The 23,310-nt window shown below is 70.0% G+C and carries 17 protein-coding genes; 4 read left to right on the top strand and 13 right to left on the bottom strand.

All coding sequences use genetic code 11. From position 1 onward, the window contains the following. Nucleotides 1-10: 10 nt before the first annotated feature. Both OHU89_RS45025 and OHU89_RS45020 read left to right on the top strand, forming a co-directional pair. A complete protein-coding gene (locus OHU89_RS45025; RefSeq protein ID WP_405651537.1) occupies nt 11-712 on the top strand; it encodes a 2-phosphosulfolactate phosphatase in 702 nt (233 codons plus the stop codon). A gap of 100 nt (nt 713-812) precedes the next feature. Then, complete coding sequence (locus tag OHU89_RS45020; protein WP_405651535.1) at nt 813-2,045, top strand: PP2C family protein-serine/threonine phosphatase; 1,233 nt, start codon at nt 813-815, stop codon at nt 2,043-2,045. A gap of 19 nt (nt 2,046-2,064) precedes the next feature. Here OHU89_RS45020 and OHU89_RS45015 read toward each other — a convergent pair whose 3' ends face one another. From OHU89_RS45015 to OHU89_RS44995, 5 genes are all read right to left on the bottom strand, one after another. After that, nucleotides 2,065-3,447, bottom strand: a complete 1,383-nt coding sequence (locus OHU89_RS45015; RefSeq protein WP_405651532.1) for an L-serine ammonia-lyase — start codon at nt 3,445-3,447, stop codon at nt 2,065-2,067. Between the two features lie 54 nt (nt 3,448-3,501). Continuing rightward, nucleotides 3,502-4,773: a serine hydroxymethyltransferase gene (glyA, locus tag OHU89_RS45010; RefSeq protein ID WP_405651530.1), complete on the bottom strand. Its 1,272-nt coding sequence runs from the start codon at nt 4,771-4,773 to the stop codon at nt 3,502-3,504. Nucleotides 4,774-4,820: 47 nt separating this feature from the next. Continuing rightward, nucleotides 4,821-5,999 (bottom strand): NAD(P)/FAD-dependent oxidoreductase, encoded by a 1,179-nt coding sequence (locus tag OHU89_RS45005; RefSeq protein ID WP_405651527.1) that lies wholly within the window; start codon nt 5,997-5,999, stop codon nt 4,821-4,823. Nucleotides 6,000-6,155: 156 nt separating this feature from the next. Further along, nucleotides 6,156-7,289 (bottom strand): aromatic ring-hydroxylating dioxygenase subunit alpha, encoded by a 1,134-nt coding sequence (locus OHU89_RS45000; RefSeq protein ID WP_405651524.1) that lies wholly within the window; start codon nt 7,287-7,289, stop codon nt 6,156-6,158. Nucleotides 7,290-7,372: 83 nt separating this feature from the next. Then, complete coding sequence (locus OHU89_RS44995) at nt 7,373-8,458, bottom strand: S-(hydroxymethyl)mycothiol dehydrogenase (protein ID WP_405651522.1); 1,086 nt, start codon at nt 8,456-8,458, stop codon at nt 7,373-7,375. Between the two features lie 248 nt (nt 8,459-8,706). On the opposite strand from OHU89_RS44995, the gene purU reads away from it, so the two are divergent. Beyond that, entirely contained in the window at nt 8,707-9,579 is an 873-nt protein-coding gene (gene purU / locus OHU89_RS44990) for a formyltetrahydrofolate deformylase (protein ID WP_405651519.1), read from the top strand. 121 nt (nt 9,580-9,700) lie between these two features. Next, nucleotides 9,701-10,498, top strand: a complete 798-nt coding sequence (locus OHU89_RS44985; RefSeq protein ID WP_405651516.1) for an IclR family transcriptional regulator — start codon at nt 9,701-9,703, stop codon at nt 10,496-10,498. A gap of 43 nt (nt 10,499-10,541) precedes the next feature. Here OHU89_RS44985 and OHU89_RS44980 read toward each other — a convergent pair whose 3' ends face one another. The 8 genes from OHU89_RS44980 to OHU89_RS44945 all read right to left on the bottom strand — a co-directional run bounded on the left by OHU89_RS44980 (nt 10,542) and on the right by OHU89_RS44945 (nt 23,310). After that, complete coding sequence (locus tag OHU89_RS44980) at nt 10,542-11,144, bottom strand: sarcosine oxidase subunit gamma (RefSeq protein ID WP_405651514.1); 603 nt, start codon at nt 11,142-11,144, stop codon at nt 10,542-10,544. After that, nucleotides 11,137-14,400 (bottom strand): sarcosine oxidase subunit delta family protein, encoded by a 3,264-nt coding sequence (locus tag OHU89_RS44975; RefSeq protein ID WP_405651511.1) that lies wholly within the window; start codon nt 14,398-14,400, stop codon nt 11,137-11,139. The genes OHU89_RS44980 and OHU89_RS44975 overlap by 8 nt, the downstream gene beginning before the upstream one ends. Before the next feature lie 26 nt (nt 14,401-14,426). Beyond that, the gene (locus OHU89_RS44970) at nt 14,427-15,659 is read right to left on the bottom strand and encodes a sarcosine oxidase subunit beta family protein (protein WP_266819105.1); all 1,233 of its coding nucleotides are present in this window, start codon (nt 15,657-15,659) and stop codon (nt 14,427-14,429) included. 31 nt (nt 15,660-15,690) lie between these two features. Continuing rightward, the gene (locus OHU89_RS44965) at nt 15,691-16,551 is read right to left on the bottom strand and encodes a bifunctional methylenetetrahydrofolate dehydrogenase/methenyltetrahydrofolate cyclohydrolase (protein WP_405651509.1); all 861 of its coding nucleotides are present in this window, start codon (nt 16,549-16,551) and stop codon (nt 15,691-15,693) included. A 36-nt stretch (nt 16,552-16,587) separates the two neighbouring features. Continuing rightward, entirely contained in the window at nt 16,588-19,026 is a 2,439-nt protein-coding gene (locus OHU89_RS44960) for an FAD-dependent oxidoreductase (RefSeq protein ID WP_405651507.1), read from the bottom strand. Between the two features lie 225 nt (nt 19,027-19,251). After that, on the bottom strand, nt 19,252-20,211 hold the full coding sequence (locus tag OHU89_RS44955; RefSeq protein WP_405651505.1) for an ABC transporter substrate-binding protein: 960 nt from the start codon (nt 20,209-20,211) through the stop codon (nt 19,252-19,254). A gap of 13 nt (nt 20,212-20,224) precedes the next feature. Beyond that, nucleotides 20,225-22,225, bottom strand: a complete 2,001-nt coding sequence (locus OHU89_RS44950) for an ABC transporter permease (protein WP_405651502.1) — start codon at nt 22,223-22,225, stop codon at nt 20,225-20,227. Next, complete coding sequence (locus tag OHU89_RS44945) at nt 22,225-23,310, bottom strand: glycine betaine/L-proline ABC transporter ATP-binding protein (protein ID WP_405651499.1); 1,086 nt, start codon at nt 23,308-23,310, stop codon at nt 22,225-22,227. The genes OHU89_RS44950 and OHU89_RS44945 overlap by 1 nt, the downstream gene beginning before the upstream one ends.

Below are 23,310 nucleotides of genomic sequence, written 5' to 3'. Positions count from 1 at the left end.
CATGATCCGAATGGACGCCCACTTTCTTGGCATCACCGAGCTGGTCGAGACTCCGTCCGTGGCGGTCGTGGTCGACGTCATGCGTGCCTTCACCGTGGCCGCCTGGGCCTTCGGCCAAGGGGCGGAGAAGATCGTTCTGGCTGAGTCGCTGGACGAAGCCCTGGCTCTCAAGGCCCGCCACCCGGACTGGGTGGCGCTCAAGGACGGTCCGCCCGCGCCCGGCTTCGACACCGTCAACTCGCCGGGCATGCTGCGCTCCATGGACCTCGGCGGACGGACCGTCGTGCAGAAGACCACGGCAGGGACGGTCGGCGCCCTCGCGGTCAAGGACGCGTCGCTGGTGCTGTGCGCCGGCTTCGTGGTGGCGGAGGCAACGGCTCGGCTCCTGCGGACACGGAAGAGTGACAGCGTCACCTTCGTCGTCACCGGCGAGGGTGGACAGGCCGACGAAGATCTGGCGTGCGCCCAGTACATCGCCCGGCGGGCCACCGAGGCGAAAACGGATGCCGCCGAGTTCCTCCGCCGCGCCGCCGAGTCCCGCGCGGCAGCCGAACTGACGCAGGGCGTGCGTCAAGGCGTCCACCCCGATGACGTCGCACTCTGTCTCGAGCTCGACCGCTTCCCCTTTGCCATGGCGGCGGCCCTGGAAGACTCCCTGATGGTCCTTCGTCCCGCCCCCGTGCCTTCGCGGGGCGACGACACCTCGATCTGAGCGCCCATGCGGTCCGGCTAGGCCATTCCCCGAGCCCCGTGGCCTGTTCACTCCTATCGTGGAATGGCACAGTGACGCTCGGCGCCGAGGCAGGCAGCAAATGGCGGTGGAACCGCAGATCGACTATGCGGCGGTATTCAGGGCTCTGCCCGGCATGGTGGCACTGCTCACCCCCGAGCTGGTGTACGTGGACGCCAACGAGGACTTCCTCCGGCTGGCCGGACGCACCCGCGAGCAGCTGCTGGGCCACTACATTTTCGACGTCTTCCCCGAGAACCCGAACGACGCGGCCGCGGCCGGTATGCGCGAGACCCGGGAGTCGATGCTGCGCACCGCCGCCACCGGCGAACGCGACACCATGGCCCTGCTCCGCTACGACATCGAGGATCCCGCGCACCCCGGCCGCTGGGAGGAGCACTACTGGAGCCCGGTCAACGCCCCCGTCCACGGCCCCGACGGGCGGGTCACGCTGATCGTGCACCGGGTGGAGGAGGTCACCGAGCTCATCCGCGCCTTCGGCGGCCCGGGCGGCGACCGGCGGTCCCGGGTGCTGGAGGCCGAGCTGTACACCCGCGCGCGGGAACTTCAGCAGGTCAACGAACGCCTGCGCCAGGCACACGACCGCGAGCGTGAGGTCGCCCTGGCCCTGCAGGCGGCCATGCTGCCCGACCCCAGACCCCTCGAACACCGCAAAGCGGCTGTGCGCTACCGGCCCGCCATCGGCGCCCTGAACGTGTGCGGCGACTGGTACGACGTGGTCGAGCTGCCCGGCGAGAGCCTCGCGGTGGCGGTGGGTGACGTCGTCGGTCACGGCCTGGCGGCCGCCTGCGCCATGGGACAACTGCGCAGTGCCCTGAGCGCGGCCACACGCGTCGCCGACGGCCCGGCACAGGCACTGGAGGCCCTCGACATGTACGCCCGCTCCGTCGACGGCGCCGAGTCGACCACAGCGGCGACGACCTTCATCGACTGGGGCGACCACACCATTACCTACAGCTGCGCCGGCCACCCGCCCCCCGCCCTGCTCCACCCCGACGGCACCGTGTCCTTCCTCGACCGGGCCACCGACCCGCCACTCGCCGCCCGTCCCCGCTCCGCCCCGCGCCCGCAGGCCCAGACCCCCTTCGCCGAGGGCTCCACCCTGGTCCTCTACACCGACGGTCTGGTCGAACGCCGCACCGACGACATCGACGCCGGGCTGGCCCGCCTCGCCGACTCCCTCACCCACCATCAGCACGCCGCCCCCGAGGCCCTGGCCGACGCCCTCCTCACCGACCTGCTCCCCCACACCGGCAACACGGACGACACCGCGCTCATCGTCCTACGACTGTGACGCGTGCCCTGGCCCGGCCTCAGCACTCGATGACATTGACGGCGAGGCCGCCGCGGGCTGTCTCCTTGTACTTGACCTTCATGTCGGCGCCGGTCTCCTTCATGGTCTTGATGACCTTGTCGAGGGAGACGTGGTGCCGGCCGTCGCCCCGCAGGGCCATCCGCGCGGCGGTCACGGCCTTGACCGCGGCCATGCCGTTGCGTTCGATGCAGGGGATCTGGACGAGGCCGCCGACAGGGTCGCAGGTCAGACCCAGGTTGTGCTCCATGCCGATCTCGGCGGCGTTCTCGACCTGTTCCGGGGAGCCGCCCAGCACCTCGGCGAGACCGCCCGCGGCCATCGAGCAGGCGGAGCCGACCTCGCCCTGACAGCCGACCTCGGCGCCGGAGATGGAGGCGTTCTCCTTGAAGAGCATGCCGATCGCCCCGGCGGCGAGCATGAAGCGGACGATGCCGTCCTCATCGGCGCCCGGCACGAAGTTGAGGTAGTAGTGCAGAACGGCGGGGATGATGCCCGCCGCGCCGTTCGTCGGCGCGGTGACGACCCGGCCGCCCGCCGCGTTCTCCTCGTTCACCGCCATCGCGTAGAGCGTGATCCACTCCATCGCGCGCGCCAACGGATCGCCCTCACTGCGCAGTTGACGAGCCGCCGCAGCAGCCCGGCGACGCACCCTCAGACCACCGGGGAGGATGCCTTCGCAGGACATCCCGCGCGACACGCACCCTTCCATCACCCGCCAGATCGCCAGCAGGCCCGCGCGGATCTCCTCCTCGGTGCGCCAGGCCTTCTCGTTCTCCAGCATCAGCGCGGAGATCGACAGCCCCGTCTCCCTGGTCAGCCGCAGCAGTTCGTCACCCGTGCGGAACGGGTGAGCCTGCGCGGTGTCGTCGACCTTGATCCGGTCCGCCCCGACGGCGTCCTCGTCGACCACGAAGCCACCGCCCACCGAGTAGTACGTCTTCTCCAGCAGCGGGACCCCGTCGGCGTCGTACGCGAAGAGGGTCATGCCGTTGGCGTGGTACGGCAGCGAGCGCCGACGGTGCAGGACCAGCTGGGTCGAGGCGTCGAAGGCGATCTCGTGGGCCGGGCCGATCTCGGCACCGAGCAGTCGGATGCGCCCGCTGCCGCGGATCCGCTCGACGTCCAGGTCGGCCTGGGCGACGTCGACCGTGTGCGGCTCGTTGCCCTCCAGGCCCAGCAGCACCGCCTTGGGGGTGCCGTGGCCATGGCCGGTGGCACCGAGGGAACCGAACAGCTCCGCCCGTACCGCGACGGTCGGGGCGAGCACACCGTCCGTCTTCAGCCGGGCGGCGAACATCGCGGCGGCGCGCATCGGCCCGACGGTGTGCGAGCTCGACGGGCCGATGCCTATGGAGAACAGGTCGAAGACGCTGATTGCCACGCTGTACTCCATGGGTTGAAGGGCGAGGGGCGTGCCCCTGCGGGAGGTCGTCGATTACAGGCCGGGGTACAGCGGGTGCTTGTCGGCGAGGGCCTTGACCCGGGCCTTCAGGCTTTCGACGTCGGCTCCCTGGAAGGGAGAGGGCGCCTTCAGTGCGGAGGCGATGACGTCCGCGACCTCGGTGAAGTCCTGGGCGGTGAAGCCGCGGGTGGCCAGCGCCGGGGTGCCGATCCGCAGGCCCGAGGTCACCATCGGGGGGCGCGGGTCGTTGGGGACGGCGTTGCGGTTGACGGTGATGCCGACCTCGTGGAGACGGTCCTCGGCCTGCTGGCCGTCCAGCTCGGACTCGCGCAGGTCGACCAGGATCAGGTGGACGTCGGTGCCGCCGGACAGCACGTTCACGCCGGCCTCACGGGCGTCCGCGGCCGTCAGCCGCTCCGCGAGGATCCGCGCGCCTTCCACCGTACGCGCCTGGCGCTCCTTGAACTCCTGCGAGGCGGCAACCTTGAAGGAGACCGCCTTGGCCGCGATCACATGCTCCAGCGGACCGCCCTGGAAGCCCGGGAAGACGGACGAGTTGAGCTTCTTCGCGAAGGCCTTCTTCGCCAGGATGATCCCGCCGCGCGGACCGCCGAGGGTCTTGTGCGTGGTGGAGGTGACGACGTCGGCGTGCTCGACCGGGTTGGGGTGCAGTCCGGCGGCGACCAGGCCGGCGAAGTGCGCCATGTCCACCCACAGGTACGCCTCGACCTCGTCGGCGATCCGGCGGAACTCGGCGAAGTCCAGCCGGCGCGGGTAGGCGGACCAGCCGGCGATGATCACCTTGGGGCGGTGTTCCTTGGCGAGGCGTTCGACCTCGGCCATGTCGACCAGGCCGGCGTCGTCCACGTGGTAGGCGACCACGTTGAACTGCTTGCCGGAGAAGTTCAGCCGCATGCCGTGGGTGAGGTGGCCGCCGTGGGCCAGGTCCAGGCCCAGGATGGTGTCGCCGGGGGAGGCCAGCGCGAACAGCGCTGCCTGGTTGGCGGAGGCGCCCGAGTGCGGCTGGACGTTGGCGTATTCGGCGCCGAACAGGGCCTTGACCCGGTCGATGGCGATCTGCTCGGCGACGTCGACGTGCTCGCAGCCGCCGTAGTAGCGGCGGCCCGGGTAGCCCTCGGCGTACTTGTTGGTCAGGACCGAGCCCTGGGCCTCCATGACCGCGACCGGCGCGAAGTTCTCGGAGGCGATCATCTCCAGGGTGGACTGCTGACGGTCCAGCTCGGCGTCGACCGCGGCGGCGACATCCGGGTCCACCTCGTGCAGGGACTGGTTGAAGAGGGTCATCGACGGTCTCCTTGGGTGTGGGCGCAGTGAGCGGCGCAGGCGTCGACTCAGAGCGCGACCGCGGCGGCGGGGACGAGGGTGCGGCGGAGCCGGTTGAAGAACTTGGGCTGGTTGAGGGAGAGCACCGCGACGGGGGTGCCCCCGCGCCGGTAGACGGCGGTGAAGGATCGGCTGTCGACGTCGCCTTCGACGATTTCGGGCTCGGCTCCGGGGGCGACGTGTCCGGCGAGCTGGATGCGCACCTGGTACTGGTCGGACCAGAAGTACGGCGCGGTGAGCGGCGCCGGGGCCGACTCTCCGCGGAGCAGTGTCCGAGCGGCGGTCCTCGCCTGCTCGGTGGCGTTGCTCCAGTGCTCGATTCGGGCGTGGCGCCCGGTGAACGGGCTGGGGCAGCGGGCGACATCGCCCACGGCGACCACGCCCGGGACACCGGTCGCACAGCCGGCGTCGCACACCACACCGTCGTCCACCCGCACGCCGGATCCGGCGAGCCAGTCGGTGGCGGGCCTGACACCCACGCCCACCACGACGATGTCGGCGGGCAGCACTCGCCCGTCCGCCAGCCGTACGCCGGTCACCCGGTTCTCGCCGACGAGTCCCGCCACTCCGGTTCCCCTCAGCAGGCGGACCCCGTGATCGGTGTGGAGCGAGGAGCACACCAGCCCCATCTCCCGCCCCAGTTGGCGTTCCAGGGGTACGTCGAGTGCCTCCACGACGGTGACGTCGAGCCCCAGTCCGCGGGCGGTGGAGGCCACCTCGGCGCCGATGAAACCGGCGCCGATCACGACGAGCCGGGGCCGGCCGTCCAGTAGTTCGGCGCGCAGGGCCTGGGCGTCGTCCAGGGTGCGCAGGGTGTGGACACCGGCCGTCCCGTCCGTGCCGGGGAGCATCCGTGCACTGGCGCCGGTCGCGACGACGACCCCGCCGGTGCGGACGTGCCGTCCCCCGGCCAGGGTGACGGTCCTGGCCACCGGGTCCAGCCGCACCGCGCGCTCGCCGAGCAGCCACTGCACGTCCAACGCCTCGTACTCATCAGCGTCACCGAGCGCGAGCGCCTCGACGTCGAGATCCCCCTTGAGGAAGTCCTTCGACAGCGGCGGGCGGTCGTAGGGAGTGTGGCGCTCCTCCCCCACGACGACGATCTCACCGTCGTAGCCCTCTGCGCGCAGCGCACGGACCGTGCTCAGACCTGCCAGTGACGCTCCGACGACGGTGATGCTCCTCATGCGGGCTCCAGACGGAGAGTTGTCTCATATAGCACAACGACACTCGTTATGCGCAACATGGTTTCTGTGCGGCACGGGCGTTGTCAAGGGAGGAGTCGTTCATCAATTTCTGATTGCGCGCACCGTTGCGCACTTCGCAACGCGGGCCCGAAGGGTTCAGTCGGCGGGCGGCGCGTCGATCCGGTCCTGTACCCAGGTGTGGAACTCGCCGATGTGGTGCTCGCTGGGGACCAGGACGCCGCCCTTGGCGTAGACCCGTGAGCTCATGCCCGGCTGGGTGCGTTCGCAGGCGTCGAAGTCCTGCTGGTTCACGCGGTGGAACAACTCCACCGACCGCGCCGTGTCCTTGCCGCTCTCGACGACGTGCGGGAGGTAGAGCCAGTCGCACTCGACGATCGTGCGGTCGACCGACACCGGGTACATCCGGTGGAAGATCACGTGGTCGGGGACGAGGTTGATGAACACCTGCGGCCTGACGGTGATCGCGTAGTAGCGCCGGTCCTGGTCGTCGGCCACGCCGGGGATGCGGTCCAGGCCCTCGGAGCCGTCCACGGTGAAGCCCTCGACGTCCTCACCGAACTCCGCACCGTGGCCGACGTAGTACTGGGCGGCGTAGCCGTCCGCGAACTCGGGGAGCACCTCGGTGAGTTCGGGGTGGATGGTCGCGCAGTGGTAGCACTCCATGAAGTTCTCGATGATGAGCTTCCAGTTGGCCTTCACGTCGTAGGTGATACGGCGGCCCAGCTGGAGGTTGTCGATGTCGTAGCGGTCGATCGACTCCACGTCGCCCAGTCGCTCGACGACCGCGCCCACGATGTCCTCCTCGAAGGACGGCGGGGTTTCGGCCAGGCACACCCACACATATCCGAGCCATTCCCGGACGTGGATGCTGGCCAGGCCGTACTCGGTCCGGTCGATGTCCGGCATCGAGGTCAGGTTCGGTGCGGCGATGAGCTTGCCGTCGAGCCCGTAGGTCCAGGCGTGGTACGGACATTGGAAGGCTCGCTTGACCTCGCCGGACTCCTCCGTGCACAGCTTGGCGCCGCGATGCCGGCAGACGTTCAGGAAGGCCTTGATCGAGCTGTCCCGGGAGCGGGTGATCAGCACGCTCTCCCGTCCGACCTGGTAGGTGCGGAAGCTCCCGGGCTTGGCCAGCTCCGAGGCTCGGGCCACGCAGAACCACATGGCCTCGAAGATCCGCTGCTGTTCCAGGGCGAAGATCCCGGGGTCGGTGTAGTGCTCCCCTGACAGGGTGGCGATCAGGCTCGGGGGCAGGCTGGTGGTGGTCAACGAAAGTCACCTCGGGAAGTGTCGGACGCGCACACGTCGGGGGGCGCAGAGGGCGATGGGGTGGGGGGTCTGGGTCCCCACGGTCACAGGACGACCACCGAGCGCAGGACCTCCCCGTGGTGCATCTCGGCGAACGCGGCTTCCACCTCGTCCAGCGCGATGGTCTCGGCGACGAAGTCGCCCAGGTCGAAGCGGCCTTGGAGGTAGAGGTCGATCAGGGCGGGGACGTCACGGGAGGGCAGGCAGTCGCCGTACCAGGAGGACTTCAGTGCTCCGCCGCGGCCGAAGACGTCCAGCAGGGGCAGGTCGAGGGTCAGTTCCGGGGCGGGGACGCCCACCAGGACGGCGGTGCCGGCCAGGTCGCGGGCGTAGAAGGCCTGCTTGAAGGTCTCGGGGCGGCCCACCGCGTCCACGACGACGTCCGCGCCGAAGCCGCCGGCGAGGCTGCGGATCGCCTCGACGGCGTCGGTCCTGGAGGAGTCAACGGTGTCGGTGGCGCCGAACTGCTCGGCCCACTTCAGCTTCCGCTCGTCCACGTCGACGGCGATGATGCGGCCGGCACCGGCCACCTTGGCGCCCGCGATGGCGGCCATGCCCACACCACCGCAGCCGATCACCGCGATGGAGTCACCGCGGCCGACTCCTCCGGTGTTGACCGCCGCGCCGAATCCGGCCATCACTCCGCAGCCGAGCAGCCCCGCGGCGGCGGGCGAGGCGGTCGCGTCCACCTTGGTGCACTGACCTGTGGCGACCAGGGTCTTCTCGGCGAAGGCCCCGATGCCCAGGGCCGGGCACAGCGGGGTGCCGTCGGCGAGCGTCATCGGCTGGGTGGCGTTGTGGGTGCTGAAGCAGTGCCACGGCCTCCCCCGGCCACAGGCCCGGCATGTGCCGCAGACCGCACGCCAGTTGAGGACGACGAAGTCGCCGGCCACGACGTCGGTGACGCCGTCGCCGACCGCCTCGACGATGCCCGCGGCCTCGTGGCCGAGCAGGAACGGGAACTCGTCGGTGATACCGCCCTCCCGGTAGTGCAGGTCGGTGTGGCAGACGCCGCAGGCCTGCACCCGCACCAGCGCCTCACCCGGTCCGGGCTCCGGCACGAGGATGGTCTCCACCGAGGCCGGGGCACCCTTCTGCCGGGCGACGACGGCACGTACCTCATGTGTCACTGCGGTCTCCTCATTGAGGGGCGGCCGAGGCGAGGCCGAGCCACTTCTAAGTTGCATATAACGCAACTACATTCGCCATAAGAAACGAACGTCCAAACTGTCCCGCCGCCGACACCCACTGTCAAGAGGTCGGCGGATCGGACCTTCTCTCCACACGCCACCCCTTGACCGACGCGGCGCCCACGTTGGAGCATGTTGCGCATAGCTCTACTTGTTGCGTAATACGCAGCTAGACAACGGAGGATGGCATGTCCCCTCGACCGCAGCCCGGCCGCGAGTTCGTCCTCACCCTGTCCTGTCCCGACCAGGCCGGCCTCGTCCACGCCGTGACCACGTTTCTCATGAGTCACTCCGGCAACATCCTGGAGAGCCAGCAGTTCGACGACCGGCTACAGAACCGCTTCTTCATGCGGGTGCACTTCGACGTCTCGGATCCCGCGGTCTCGCTGGAGCAGCTGCGCACGGGGTTCGGTCCGGTCGGCCAGGCGTACGGGATCAGCTGGCGGCTGCAGGACGCCTCCACACCGACGCGAACCCTGATCATGGTGTCGAAGTTCGGCCACTGCCTCAACGACCTGCTCTTCCGCAGATCCACGGGCGCGCTCAACATCGAGATCCCGGCGATCGTCTCCAACCACCGCGAGTTCGAGCCGCTCGCGCGCACCTACGGCATCCCCTTCCACCACATCCCGGTGACGAAGGAGACCAAGACCGAGGCCGAGGCGCGGCTGCTGGGTCTCGTCGACGAACTGGACGTCGACCTCGTGGTCCTCGCCCGCTACATGCAGATCCTCTCCGACGACCTGTGCAAGCAGCTCGACGGACGGGCCATCAACATCCATCACTCGTTCCTGCCGAGCTTCAAGGGGGCCCGCCCGTACGTCCAGGCGCACCAGCGTGGCGTGAAGCTCGTCGGGGCGACGGCGCACTACGTCACGCCCGACCTCGACGAGGGCCCGATCATCGAGCAGGACGTCGTCCGCGTGGACCACTCGCGCACCCCCGACGAACTGGTCGCCATCGGCCGCGATGTCGAGGCCCAGGCGCTCTCCCGCGCGGTGAAGTGGCACAGCGAGAACCGTGTGCTGATCAACGGCCACTGCACGGTCGTCCTGCGCTGACGGGCGACGGACAGCACCGGGCCCGCAGAGCTCAACAGCCCGCTGACCGGCCGACATCGGGCACACCGTCGAATTCCACGACACCGGTCCGACAGAGGCAACCCGTGATTATAGTTGCGCCATGAGCAACCACACGGCAGACGGCGAGACAGCCGGGCCCGCGGTGAGCGGAATACAGTCCGTCGACCGGGCCGTCAGCGTCCTGGAGATCCTCGCCCAGCGCGGCGAGGCGGGCGTCAGCGAGGTCGCCGCGGAGATCGACGTCCACAAGTCGACCGCCTTCCGCCTGCTCGGGGCATTGGAGGCGCGCGGTCTGGTCGAGCAGACGGCCGAGCGCGGCAAGTACCGCCTCGGTTTCGGCATCGTGCGGCTGGCCGGCGCCGTCACGGGCCGTCTCGACGTCACGCAGCAGGGTCGGCAGGTGTGCGAGCGGCTCAGCGAACAGATCGGCGAGACCGTCAACATCGCGGTCCTGCAGGAGCATTACGCGGTCAACCTGTACCAGGTACGCGGTCCGGGCGCCGTCGGCACCCACAACTGGGTCGGGCAGCTCACCCCGGTGCACGCCACGTCGAGCGGCAAGATCCTGCTGGCCCACCTGCCGGCGAAGGAGCGCGCCGACGTGCTCGCGGAGTCCGGGCTGCAGAAGCTGACGCCGCGCACCCTGACCACCGAGGCGACGCTGGAGAAGGACCTCGCGGAGGCCCGGGAGCGCGGCTACGCCGTGACCCTGGAGGAACTCGAGATCGGACTGCACGCCGTGGCGGCCCCGATCCGGACCCATGACGGCGAGGTCATCGCCGCCCTCAGCGCCTCCGGCCCCGCCTACCGCTTCACCGAGGAGCGCATCCACGAGCTCGTACCCGCGCTCCTCCAGGGCGCGCACGAGATCAGCCACCGGATGGGCTACCTGGGCTGACCCCAGTTCCGCCTCGGCCGGCGGGCTGGGGGCCGGCGTTCGCTCAGACGTACTCCGTCGCCGCGTCCAGCAGCCAGTCGGTCAGGTAGCCGGCGAAGGACGAACGCACCAGGACCCAGAAACCGGCCCGGGAATCGGCCCGGGCGACCACGATGACCTGCGTACGGCCCAGTGTGGTCTGGGCGCAGCGTCCGGAGCCGAAGCTCCGCGGATGCAGGTCCAGTGCGCAGCCGTGCGCCAGCAGATCGTGGGCGCGGGGGCCCGCCACGAGCAGCGTGGTCCGCTGTGCGGAGACGTCGGTGACGGAGACGGGTTCGTCTCCCGCGGCCGTGCGGATCCGGCTCTCCAGCTCCCGCTCGGTTCCGGGCGGGCCGACCAGCAGCCATTCGTCCGGGCCGAGCCACAGCACGGTCAACTCCCCCGTGCGGACAACAGTGTTGGGCTGCAGGGGCAGTTGCAGGTCCAGCGCGAGCCCGACGGCTTCCGCCGCCGTCCCCTTGGCGTCGAGGCGCACATTGAGCTGGGCCAGGAAGGGGAGTTCGGCCAGCCGGACCGCGCCCCCGGAGGTGCGGGTGGCGGCGGCCAGTCGGCCCGCGACCTGCGACAGGGGGCTGCGGGGTGGGGCGGTCAGTGCGGTGTCAGCCATCGCGGCGGGCTCCCTCGGGGTCGTAGAGGACGGGGCTTGCGACGGTCACCGGGACCAGCCGGTCGCCCACGGGGGCGTAGAGCCGCTCACCGATGCGCTCGCGGCCGCCCTTGACCAGGGCGAGCGCGAAGGTCCGGCCCAGCGCCGCGCTGCGGTAGCTGGAGGTGACGTGGCCGAGCATCGGGACGGGCGGCGCCGGAAGGACGCTGTCGGCGACCAGGTGGGTGCCTTCGGGGAGGAAGGTGCCGGGGTCCTCGGGAAGGAGGCCGACCAGGTGCTTGCGGTCGGCGCGGCCTGTGTCGGCGCGGGCGAAGGAGCGCTTGCCGATGAAGTCGGGCTTCTTCTTCGACACGGCCCAACTCATGCCGAGGTCCTGGGGGGTGACCGTGCCGTCGGTGTCCTGGCCGATGATGGGGTAGCCCTTCTCGGCCCGCAGGACGTGCATGGTCTCGGTGCCGTACGGGGTGATGCCGTACGGCGCGCCGGCCTCGTACAGGGCCTCCCACAAGGCGCGGGCCTGCCACGGTGACACGTTGATCTCGTAGGCCAGTTCGCCGGAGAAGCTGATCCGACAGACCCTGGCGTCGATGCCCGCGACGGTCGTGTCGCGCCAGGCCATGAACGGGAAGTCGTCGTTGCCGACAGCGAGTTCGGGTGCGAGCGAGCCGAGAACGTCGCGGGAACGGGGGCCGACCAGGGCGACGGTGGCCCATTGTTCGGTCACGGACGTGCAGTGGACCTTCAGTTCGGGCCACTCGGTCTGCAGCCACTCCTCCATCCAGTCCAGTACGGCGGCGGCGTTGCCGGTCGTGGTGGTGGCCAGGAAGCGGTCCTCGGCGAGGCGGATGACGGTGCCGTCGTCGAACACCATGCCGTCCGGGCGGCACATGACGCCGTAGCGGATCATGCCGACCTTCAGGGTGCTCATCATGTTGGTGTAGAGCAGGTCGAGGAAGACACCGGCGTCCGGGCCCTGGACGTCGATCTTGCCGAGGGTGGAGGCGTCCATGAAGCCGACGCTCTCGCGGGTGGCGGCGCACTCGCGCAGCACGGCGGTCTCCATGTCCTCGCCGTTGTGCGGGTAGTACCAAGGGCGCTTCCACTGGCCGACGTTCTCGAACAGGGCGCCGTGGTCGACATGCCACTCGTGGATGGCGGTCGTGCGGACCGGGTCGCTCAGGACGCCGCGGTCGCGGCCGGCCAGCGCCGCGAAGGAGACCGGTGTGTACGGCGGCCGGAACGTGGTCGTGCCGAGTGCCGAGATGTCCACGCCGAGCAGTTCGGAGACCACGCCGCCGGCCAGGATGCCGGACGTCTTGCCCTGGTCGTTGGCGGTGCCGGCGGTGGTGTAGCGCTTGGTGTGCTCGACCGAGCGCATACCGGCGCCGGCCGCCCGGGCCAGGTCGTCGACGGTGACGTCGCGTTGGAGGTCCACGAAGCGGTGGGGGCCGGAGGTGCCGGGGACGACGTACACGTGCATCGGGGGCGTCGGTCGCGGCTGCGTTGCCACGGCCGGGAGGCGGGGTGCCTGCGGCGTGTAGCCCTCGGACTCGATCGCGCGAGCACCGGCGGCGCTGCCGTGGGCCAGGACCTCGGCCGTGGCCAGGACGCCGTTCGCGCTGCCCACGACCTCGACCGCCTGTCGGCAGGCGTCGGGCACGAAGGAGCCGAGCGTCTCGTCGTAGCGGAGCTTTCCGCCTGCCTGGCTGTACAGGTGCGCCACCGGGTTCCAGCCACCGGAGACCAGCAGCAGGTCGGCGGCGAACTCGCGCTGTCCCACGGAGTCTCCGTACGGGGCGACGGTCACCGCGGTCAGGCGGGGGGCGCCCTCCGTGCCGGTGACCGCGTGGCCGGTCAGCACCTCGATGCCGGCCTGGCGGGCGCGCTGCGCCCACTCCCCCGGTTCGGGTCGGGTGTCGACGACGGCGGTGATGTCCACGCCCGCCGACTTCAGGTCCAACGCGGCCGCGTAGGCACTGTCGTTGGTGGTGAGGACGACCGCGTGGCGGCCGGGGAGGGCGCCGTGGCGGTTGACGTGGGTGCGGGCCGAGGAGGCCAGCATCACTCCGGGGCGGTCGTTGTCCGCGAAGGCCAGTGAGCGTTCGTGGGCGCCGGTGGCGAGGACGACGCGGCTGGCGCGGATGCGCCAGACACGTTCGCGGGAGACGTTGTCGGGGGCTGCCGCGCCGAGGTGGTTGGTGCGGCGTTCCACGGCGAGGAGGTGGTTGTCGTCGTAGTAGCCGAAGACAGTGGTACGGCGCAGGACGCGGACCTCGGGTGCGGCGTCGAGGAGTTCGGCGACCTCTGACACCCAGTCGAGGTGTTCGCCGGTGCCCAGGAGACTGCCGCCCGGCTCCGGCTGGTCGTCGGCGAGGATGACGTGGGCGCCGCTCCTCGCTGCCGCGGCGGCTGCCGCGAGGCCGGCCGGGCCGGCGCCGACGACCAGGAGGTCGCAGTGGGCGTGTACGGCGTCGTAGCGGGCGGGGTCCGGGTCCGTGGCGAGGCGGCCCTGGCCGGGGAGGCTGGTCGCGACCAGGCCGTCGTAGAGCTCGACGGTGGTGGCGGGGAGCATCGGCTCGGGGAACGGGGCCTCGATCTGGATGACCGCGTTGGGTTCTTCGACGCCGGCCGAGAAGATGCCTCGGGGACGGCCGAGCTTGATGCTGGTGCCGGCCTGGATGACGCCGTTGGCGAGGAGGGCGGAGGCGAGGGTGTCGCCCTTGTAGCCCTGGTACTCGGTGCCGTCGAAGGTGAAGGTGAGGGGGGTGTCTCGGTGGATTCGGCCGCGGGTGGGGTGGCGGAATGGGCCCGCGGCGGAGCCGCTGATGGATGCAGCGCCCTCGCCGCCCTTACCCGTTCCCATCCCCAGGGGCTCCGCCCCTTCGACCCCGCCAGGGGGCTCTGCCCCCTGGACCCCCGTCGGCCCTGAAAGGGCCTCGTCCTCAAACGCCGGACGGGCTGGGTGCACTGGGCGGGGCTCAACAGGTGCCGGGCGTTCCTCGCCCGACCTGTACACCGTCAGGATCTCGTTCGTCGACGTGTCCCGTATCGCGTTGAACCACTTGCGGCAGCCCGCCGCATGGCTCCAGCGTTCGGCGAAGGGGCCCTTGGTGTTGTCGCGGAAGAACAGGTAGCGGGCCCACTCCTCGTCGGTGAGGGCCGACGGGGTCTCGGGGTACGGGACGTGGGCCTGGCCGCCGTAGTGGAACTCGGCCTCGTCGCGGGGCCCGCACCACGGGCAGGGGATGAGCAGCATGGATCGGCTCCCAGTATCCAGTGGTCCTAGTGGGCCACCGCGGCCGCGCCGTGCTCGTCGACGAGCGCGCCGGTGGTGAAACGGTCGAGCGAGAACGGGGCGTTCAGGGGGTGAGGGGTGTCGTGGGCGATCGTGTGGGCGTAGACCCAGCCGACACCGGGGGTGGCCTTGAAACCGCCCGTGCCCCAGCCGCAGTTGAGGTAGAGGTTGTCGACCGGGCTGAGGCCGATGATGGGCGAGGCGTCGGGGCTGACGTCGACGATGCCGCCCCAGGTGCGCAGGACGTGGGCGCGGGCGAAGACCGGGAAGAGTTCCAGGGCGGCCGCCATCTGTTCCTCGATGATGTGGAACGCGCCGCGCTGCGTGTAGGAGTTGTACGCGTCGATGCCCGCGCCCATCACCAGCTCGCCCTTGTGGGCCTGGCTGACGTAGACGTGGACCGCGTTGGACATGACCACCGTGGGGTGGACGGGTTCCAGCAGTTCCGACACCAGCGCCTGCAACGGGTGGCTCTGGACCGGGAGTTCAATGCCGGCCATCGCCGCGAGGACCGAGGTGTGGCCCGCCGAGCACAGGGCGACCTTGCCCGCGGCGATCGGGCCCAGGTTCGTCTGGACTCCGACGACTCGGCCGCCGACCACGTCCAGGCCGGTGACCTCGCAGTTCTGGATGATGTCGATGCCTGCCGCGTCCGCCGAGCGGGCCAGGCCCCAGGCCACGTGGTCGTGCTTGGCGATGCCCGCCCGGGGCTGGTAGGTGGCGCCTAGGACCGGATAGCGCACGTCCGGGGAGATGTTGACGATCGGGCAGACTTCCTTGACGCCGTCCGCGTCGAGCCATTCCGCGTCCACGCCGTTCAGGCGGTTGGCCTCCACGCGGCGCACGCTGTCGCGGACGTCCTGGAGGCTGTGGGCGAGGTTCAGCACACCGCGCTGGGAGAAGAGGATCGGGTAGTCCAGTTCCTCCGCCAGGCCCTCCCACAGCTTGAGCGCGTGCTCGTAGATGCCGGCGCTCTCGTCCCACAGGTAGTTGGAGCGGATGATCGTGGTGTTGCGGGCCATGTTGCCGCCCGCCAGCCAGCCCTTCTCCAGCACGGCGACGTTGGTGATGCCGTGGTTCTTCGCCAGGTAGTGGGCGGTGGCGAGGCCGTGGCCGCCACCGCCGACGACGATCACGTCGTAGGAGCGCTTGGGCTCGGGGTTGCGCCAGAGGAAGTCCGGGTGCTCCGGGAGTTCGGCGCCGGGGGTGCGGGGGCTCATCGGACGGCTCCGTCCTCGGGAAGGGACAGGTTCATACGGTGCTCGCGTTCCTCTCAGCGGCCTCGACGACGTTGGCCAGCAGCATCGCCCTCGTCATGGGGCCCACCCCGCCGGGCATCGGTGCGACCCATCCGGCGATCTCTGTCGCGTCCGGGTGAATGTCGCCGACCAGGCCGTTGTCGGTGCGGGTGATGCCGACGTCCAGGACCGCGGCGCCGGGGCGCAGCATGTCCTTGGTGATCAGCCCGGGCGAGCCGGCCGCCGCGATGACGATGTCCGCCTCGCGTACGTGCCAGGCCAGGCCCTTGGTTCCGGTGTGGCACAGGGTCACGGTGGAGTTCTCGGAGCGGCGGGTGAGCAGCAAGCCGATCGGGCGGCCGACCGTGATGCCGCGGCCGATCACGCACACCCGGGCTCCGGCGAGGGGTACGTCGTAGCGGCGGAGGAGTTCGACGATGCCGCGCGGGGTGCAGGGCAGCGGGGCCTCCACGCCCAGGACGAGTCGGCCGAGGTTGACGGGGTGCAGGCCGTCGGCGTCCTTGGCCGGGTCCATGCGTTCCAGTACGGCGTTGGCGTCCAGGTGCCTGGGGAGCGGCAGCTGGACGATGTAGCCGGTGCAGGCCGGGTCGGCGTTGAGTTCGTCGATGACCTCCTCGACCTGCTTCTGGGTGGCGTCGGCGGGCAGTTCGCGGCGGAAGGAGGCGATGCCCACCTGTGCGCAGTCGCGGTGCTTGCCTGCGACGTAGGCGTGGCTGCCCGGGTCGTCGCCGACCAGGACGGTGCCGAGGCCCGGCGGGCGCTCGCCGCCGGCGGTCAACTTGGCGACGCGCTCGGCGAGTTCGCGACGGATGTCGGCGGCGGTGGCCTTGCCGTCGAGCAGCTGTGCAGTCACCGGCTGTGCTCCTTCTGTCGAAGCCGACGCGGCAGGTCAGCCACGGAGGCGGGACATGGTGGGGTCGAACAGGGGCTCCTCGGCGACGACGGCCTCGATGCGCTGGTCGAAGTAGCCGATGTGCACGGTGGTGCCCGGGGCGGTGAGTTCGGCGGGGAGCCAGGCGTAGGCGATGCCCTTGCCGATCGTGTAGCCGTAGGAGGCGCTGGTGACGTAGCCGACCGCGCGGTCCCCGTCGTACACCGGCTCCTTGCCCAGGACGACCGCCTGCGGGTCGTCGACGGTGAGGCAGGTCAGCTTGCGCCCCACGCTCTCCTTGCGGCGCTCCAGGGCCTCCTTGCCGATGAAGTCGCCCTTGTCGAGCTTGACGGCGAAGCCGACGCCGGCCTCGTAGGCGTCGTGCTCGTAGGTCATGTCGGTGCCGAAGGAGCGGTAGCCCTTCTCCAGGCGGAGGCTGTTGAAGGCGCCGCGGCCCGCGATGATCCCGCCGAGGGGCCTCGCGGCCTGCCAGAGGGTGTCCCAGAGTTTCTGGCCCTGGTCGGCGGTGGTGTACAGCTCCCAGCCGAGTTCGCCGACGTAGGACAGGCGCATCGCGGTGACGGGGACGCTGCCGATGTAGGCGCGCTTGGCGCGGAAGTACTTCAGGCCGTCGTTGGTGAAGTCCTCGTCCGTCAGGGGCTGGAGGACCTTGCGGGCCAGGGGACCCCACAGGCCGATACAGCAGGTGCCGGGGGTGATGTCGCGGACCTGGACGGTGCCGTCGGCGGGGAGCCGGCGGGTGAACCAGTCGAGGTCGAGGTTGCCGTTGGCGCCGACCTGGAAGAGGTCGCGGGCGAGGCGGGCGACGGTGATGTCACTGCGGATGCCGCCGTCGTGGTCCAGCACCAGGGTGTACGTCACCGAGCCGACCGACTTGGCGACCTTGCCGGTGACCAGCCGCTCCAGGAAGTCCGCGGCACCGGGTCCGGCGACCTCCAGGCGCTTGAGGGCCGTCATGTCGTACATCGCGACGGTCTCGCGGGTCACCTGGGCTTCGGCGCCGACGATGGGCGACCAGTACTGCGCGGCCCAGTCGTTGGGCGTGGGGATGGAACGGCCCTCGACCAGGCCCGCGTTGGCCTCGTACCACTGGGGGCGCTCCCAGCCGTTCGCCTCCAGGAAGAACGCGCCGTGCTCCTCCTGGCGGGCGTAGAAGGGGCTCTTGCGGATCGGGCGCGGGTCGCCCGAGGGCTGGAGGGGGTGGAGGATGTCGTAGACCTCGACGAAGTTCTGGCAGTCGCGGGCCAGGACGTACTCCGGGGCGAGCTGGTGCGGCTCGAAGCGGTTGACGTCGCACTCGTGCAGGTCGAAGGACGAGCAGTGGCCGTCGACCAGCCATTCGGCCATCGCCCGGCCGACGCCCGCGGAGTGGGTGACCCAGACCGCCTCGGCGACCCAGAAGCCCTTGACGCCCTGGGACTCGCCGAGCAGCGGGAAGTTGTCGGTGGTGAAGGAGAAGAGGCCGTTGATGCCCTCCTCGACCTTGGCGTCCTTCGTCGCGGGGAGGAGGGACTGGGTCTCGGTCCAGGCCGGCTCGAAGTCCTCCTCGGTGAACTTCAGGACGGACGGCATCTCGTCGGCCTCGTCGACGGAGAGGATGTCGTCGGCCGTGATGGGCATCGGGCGGTGGCCGTAGTAGCCGATGCCGATGCCGTCGAAGCGGTCGCGGTAGTAGAGGTCGGCGTCCTGGTGGCGCAGGATCGGGCGGACGGCCTCCTCGGTCTGGCCGGCGAGCGCCGGTACCGGGCCGGTCCAGGCGAGCTGGTGGGCGAGCGGGGTGAGCGGGAGGTTCATGCCGGCCATGCGGGCGATCTTCGGGCCCCAGATGCCGGCGCAGCACACGACGATGTCGGCGGGGATCTCGCCCTGGTCGGTGAGGACGCCGGTGACGCGGCCGTCGCTCTGCTGAATGTCGAGGACCTCGTGGCGGGCCAGGAAGCGTACGCCGCGCTCGGTGGCCCGGCGGATCTGCGCCTCGACGGCGAGGACGGCCTTGGCGAGGCCGTCCGTCGGGACCAGCAGACCGCCGAGGACCCTGTCCCGGTTGACCAGGGGGTGCTGTTCGACGCACTCGTCGGCGCTCAGCAGCCTGCTCTCGACGCCCCAGGCGGTGATCCAGCCGTGCCGGCGCCGCAGTTCCACCAGGCGCTCGGGGGTGGTCGCCACTTCCAGGCCGCCGACCTGGAGGAAGCAGGGCTTGCCGTCCACGTCGAGGGAGCAGAACTTCTCGACCGTGTAGCGGGCCAGCTCGGTCATGGTCTTGGAGGAGTTCGTCTGGAAGACCAGCCCCGGGGCGTGCGACGAGGAACCCCCGGTGGCGGGCAGCGGGCCCTGGTCGACCACGGTCACCTCGGTCCAGCCGCGCGCGGAGATCTCGTCCGCGAGGGCCGCTCCCACGACACCCGCTCCGATGATGACCACTCGGGGTCCCGCCATCGCCGCACCTCCGGATTGTTGACCAGTCAAGCCGATCGAGTTGCTGTCTGCGCAACGTGATTCAGGTTGCGCAACTCAATGTGCCTTCCGTGCAGGTGGGTGTCAAGGGGGCCGGGACCTCGGAAAACAGGGCGTGACAAGGCAATGCCCGGTGGACGGTGCGCGCGGGGTGCGCACCGTCCACCGGGCATGTTCGAACGGTCCTCGACTCCTGGTCCGCCGGGGCTACTTGAGCCAGGCGTCCACCTTGTCGCGGTTGGCCTCGACCCACTTCTTGGCGGCCGCCTCGGGGGTCATCTTGTCGACCGCGATGTACTTCGCCACGAGGTTCTGGTCGTCGTTGGTCCAGTTGAAGTTCTTCACCAGGTCATAGGCGGGGCTGCCGGACTTGGCGAACTTGGCACTGACGATCTTGTCCAGGTCGTAGACGGGGTAGTCGCAGGCGACCTTCTCCGCGTCGGCGTCGCAGCCGTCCTTGTAGGCGGGCAGTGCGACCTTCTTCAGCGGCACCTCGGAGAGGAACCACTGCGGCTCGTAGAAGTAGCCGATCACCCATTCCTTGTTCTTCTCCGCCTTGCGGAAGGCCTGGATGAGCGCGGTCTCGCTGCCCGCGTACACCACCTTGAAGTCCAGCTTCAGGTTCTTCACCAGCGCCTCGTCGTTGGTGACGAACGACGGGTCACCGTCGAGGAGCTGGCCCTTGCCGCCCGACTCTGAGGTCTTGAACTTCGACGCGTACTTGTTGAGGTTCTTGGAGTCGAGGATGTCGGGGTGCGCCTTGGCCAGCCACGGCGGCACGTACCAGCCGATGATGCCCTTGTTGCCGGTCGAGCCGGCCTCCACGGCGGTCTTCTGGTCGGTGATGTACTTCTTCTTCAGGTCGGGGTGGCCCCAGTTCTCCACGACGGCGTCGACCTCGCCCGTCCCGAACCCCTGCCAGGCGATCTCTTCCTTCAGGTTCTTCGAGTTGACCTTGCAGCCGAGGTCGTTCTGCGCGACGTAGGCGAGGACGGCCGCGTCCGCCTCGTAGCCGACCCACGGGTTGACCGCGAGGTTGAAGGTGCCGCACTTGCCGGACTCACCGGATCCCGCGGAGTCGTCGCCGACCTTCGCGCCGCCGCAGGCCGTGAGGGTGAGGCCGAGTATCGCCACGCCGGCCGCGCCGGCCCGCCAATGTCTTGCCATGGTGTGGTGCTCCTTATGCGGAGGTGCGGCGAGCCGCTGCCTGAGTGATCCGGTCGAACATGACACCGAGAAGGACGATGGCGAGCCCCGCGGCGAGCCCCTTCCCGTACAACTGCCCCTGCGAGAATCCGGCCACGACGTCGTAGCCGAGGGCGCCCGCGCCCACCAGGCCGCCCACCACGACCATCGACAACACGTAGATCAGGCCCTGGTTGGTCGCGAGGGTCAGGGCGCTGCGTGCCATCGGCAGCTGGACCTTGGTGATGATCTGCCAGGTGTTGCACCCGGCAGAGGTGGCCGCCTCCACGGTGGTGGCGGGCACGTTCCGCACGCCGTCAGCGATGATCTTCATGGCGACGGGGGCCGCGTAGACGACGGCCGCGACGATCGCGGTGAAGCGGGTCGCACCGAACAGCGCGAGGAACGGGACGAGATAGACGAACGGCGGCATGACCTGTGCCGCGTCCAGCGTGGGCCGCAGCAGCCGGTCCGCCAGGGCGCTGCGGCCCATCCAGACGCCGAAGCAGATGCCGAGAAGCATCACGAGCACCGTGGCGACGGCGGTCGACGCCAGCGTCGTCATGCTGTCCGACCACACACCGGTGGCGACCAGCAGCCCCACGCACACGGCCGTGGTGATGCCGGCGCGCAGGCCGCCGAGGACGACGCCGATCCCGATCAGGGCGGCTCCGACGAGCCACCACGGGGAGTCGGTGAGCAGCGACTGGAACGGGTTGAGCAGGCCGTTGGTGATGGCGTCCCGGAACGCGTTGGTCAGACCCGACAGGTTGTCCTGCGCCCAGGTGGTCACGTTGTCCGCCCCACTGCGGATGGCACTGCCCGTGCCTCCCTCGCCGGGGAACTCCGCCGCCCACAGATAGGTGTGCGAGAGATAGATCAGAACCGCCGTGACCACAGCGCCCGCGCCCAGCAGCGGGCGCCGCCAGGCCAGGAAGCGGTTCTTCGAGCGCCGCGCCGACTCCGCGCGGGTGCTCGCCGCGGTGGTGACGCGGTCCAGCACGATCGCCAGGACGACGATGGCCAGGCCCGCGTTGAAGGCGGTGCCGACATCCAGCGACTGAAGTGCCTGCAGGACGGTCTTACCGAGGCCGGGCGCGTCGATCAGGGCGGCGATGGTCACCATGGCCAGGGCGGCCATGATGGTCTGGTTCACGCCCATCACCACGGTCCGCTTGGACATCGGCAGCAGCACCTTCGTCAGGGACTGCCGTCGGGTGGCGCCGAGCGAGTCGGCCGCCTCGACCGTGGTGTGCGGCACGGAGCGGATGCCGTGCGCGGTGATGCGGATCGTCGGCGGCGCCGCGTAGATCAGCGTGGCGATCGTGGCCGAGGCCGGGCCGATCTGGAAGAACAGGGTCAGCGGGGCCAGGTAGACGAAGGTCGGCATCGTCTGCATGAGGTCCAGGAAGGGCGTCACGATCTGGTTGAACCGGTCGGACAGCCCTGCCCACACGCCCAGCGGGATCGCGAAGAGCAGCGCCACGAAGACCGCGGAGACGGTGAGCGCCAGGGTGTCCATGCTCTCCTGCCACAGGCCCTGCAGGCCCAGGAAGGTGAAGCCCGCCACCGCGAGGAGCGCGACCCGCCAGTTGCCGACGGCCCAGGAGCCGAAGCCCACGATGCCGACGACGCCGAGCCAGCCGATCTGCGGGACGGGCCGGTCGCCGGTCGGCTGGGAGATCAGCTCCTGTACGAAGGTCACCACGTTGTCGATGACCAGGCGGATCTCGTTGAAGAAGTACAGGAAGAGCGGGTTGGAGTTGCGGTTCGCGCCGATCGAGTCGTTGACGTCGTTGAACCACCGGTGCAGATCTGTCAGGTCGGCCGCTGCCAGGGTGAGGGTCTGCTTGCCGCGCAGTACGGCGAAGAGCACCAGCCAGACCACGAGGATCGCGGCGATCACCATGGACCGGCTGACCCTGCGCACGGGTTTGACGGGCGCCGGCTCCTCCGCGGCCCCGGTCTTCTCCGGTTTCTCCATGACGACGGTCATTACGCGCCGCCTTCCTGCCCGGCGACCACCGCGAGGATCTCCTCGTCGCCGACGATGCCGAGCAGCTTGCCGTTCTCCACGACCTTGACCGGCTTGTCGGCCGCGAGCACCGCCCGGGTGGCCTCCTTGACCACGACGTCCGGGCCCAGTTCGGGTCCGTCCAGTTCGTCGCCGTCCGCCAGGGGGCGCATGATCCACCGCAGGGTGAGCACGTCGCCGCGCGGCACGTCCTTCACGAACTCGCGTACGTAGTCGTCGGCGGGGGCGCCGACGAGTTCGTCGCCGGTGCCGCACTGGACCATCTTGCCGTCGCGCATGATGAGGATGCGGTCGCCCAGCTTGAGGGCCTCGGAGAGGTCGTGGGTGATGAACACCATCGTCTTGCCGACCTCGTGGTGCAGCCGGATGACCTCGTTCTGCATGTCACGGCGGATCAGCGGGTCGAGCGCGGAGAACGGCTCGTCGAAGAAGAGTACGTCGGGGTCGCCCGCCAACGCCCGGGCGAGGCCCACGCGTTGCTGCATACCGCCGGAGAGCTGGTCGGGGTAGGAGTTCTCGTAGCCCGAGAGGCCGACGAGCTCGACGACCTCCAGGGCCCGCTTGTTCCGCTCGGCCCTGCTCATGCCCCGGATCTCCAGGCCGAACGACACGTTGTCGACGACGCGACGATGGGGCAGCAGACCGAAGTGCTGGAAGACCATGGAGAACTTGCGGCGCCGCAGATCGCGCAGCCGCCTGTCGTCGGCCTTGCGGATGTCCTCGCCCTCGAAGACGACCTCACCGGCGGTGGGTTCGATCAGCCGGGTGAGACATCGCACCAGCGTGGACTTGCCGGAGCCCGACAGACCCATGACGACGAACACCTCACCGGGCGAGACGTCGAAGTGGACGTCGCGGACGGCGGCGGTGCACCCGGTGCGGTCCATGAGCTCACGGCGGGTCAGTCCGCGCAGCTCCTCGGAGTCCGGCACCTGGTCGGCCTTCGGCCCGAACACCTTCCACAGCCGGCGCACGGATATGACCGGGGTGGAGCCCGAGTCCTGGGGCGTGCCGCGCCGCGGTGGCACCTCGGTCTGTGTGGTCAC

Source organism: Streptomyces sp. NBC_00019 (genome assembly GCF_045041015.1).
Taxonomy (GTDB): Bacteria; Actinomycetota; Actinomycetes; order Streptomycetales; family Streptomycetaceae; genus Streptomyces.
The sequence above is the reverse complement of the archived record's forward strand: the minus strand, read 5'-3'. Positions and strand labels throughout refer to the sequence as shown.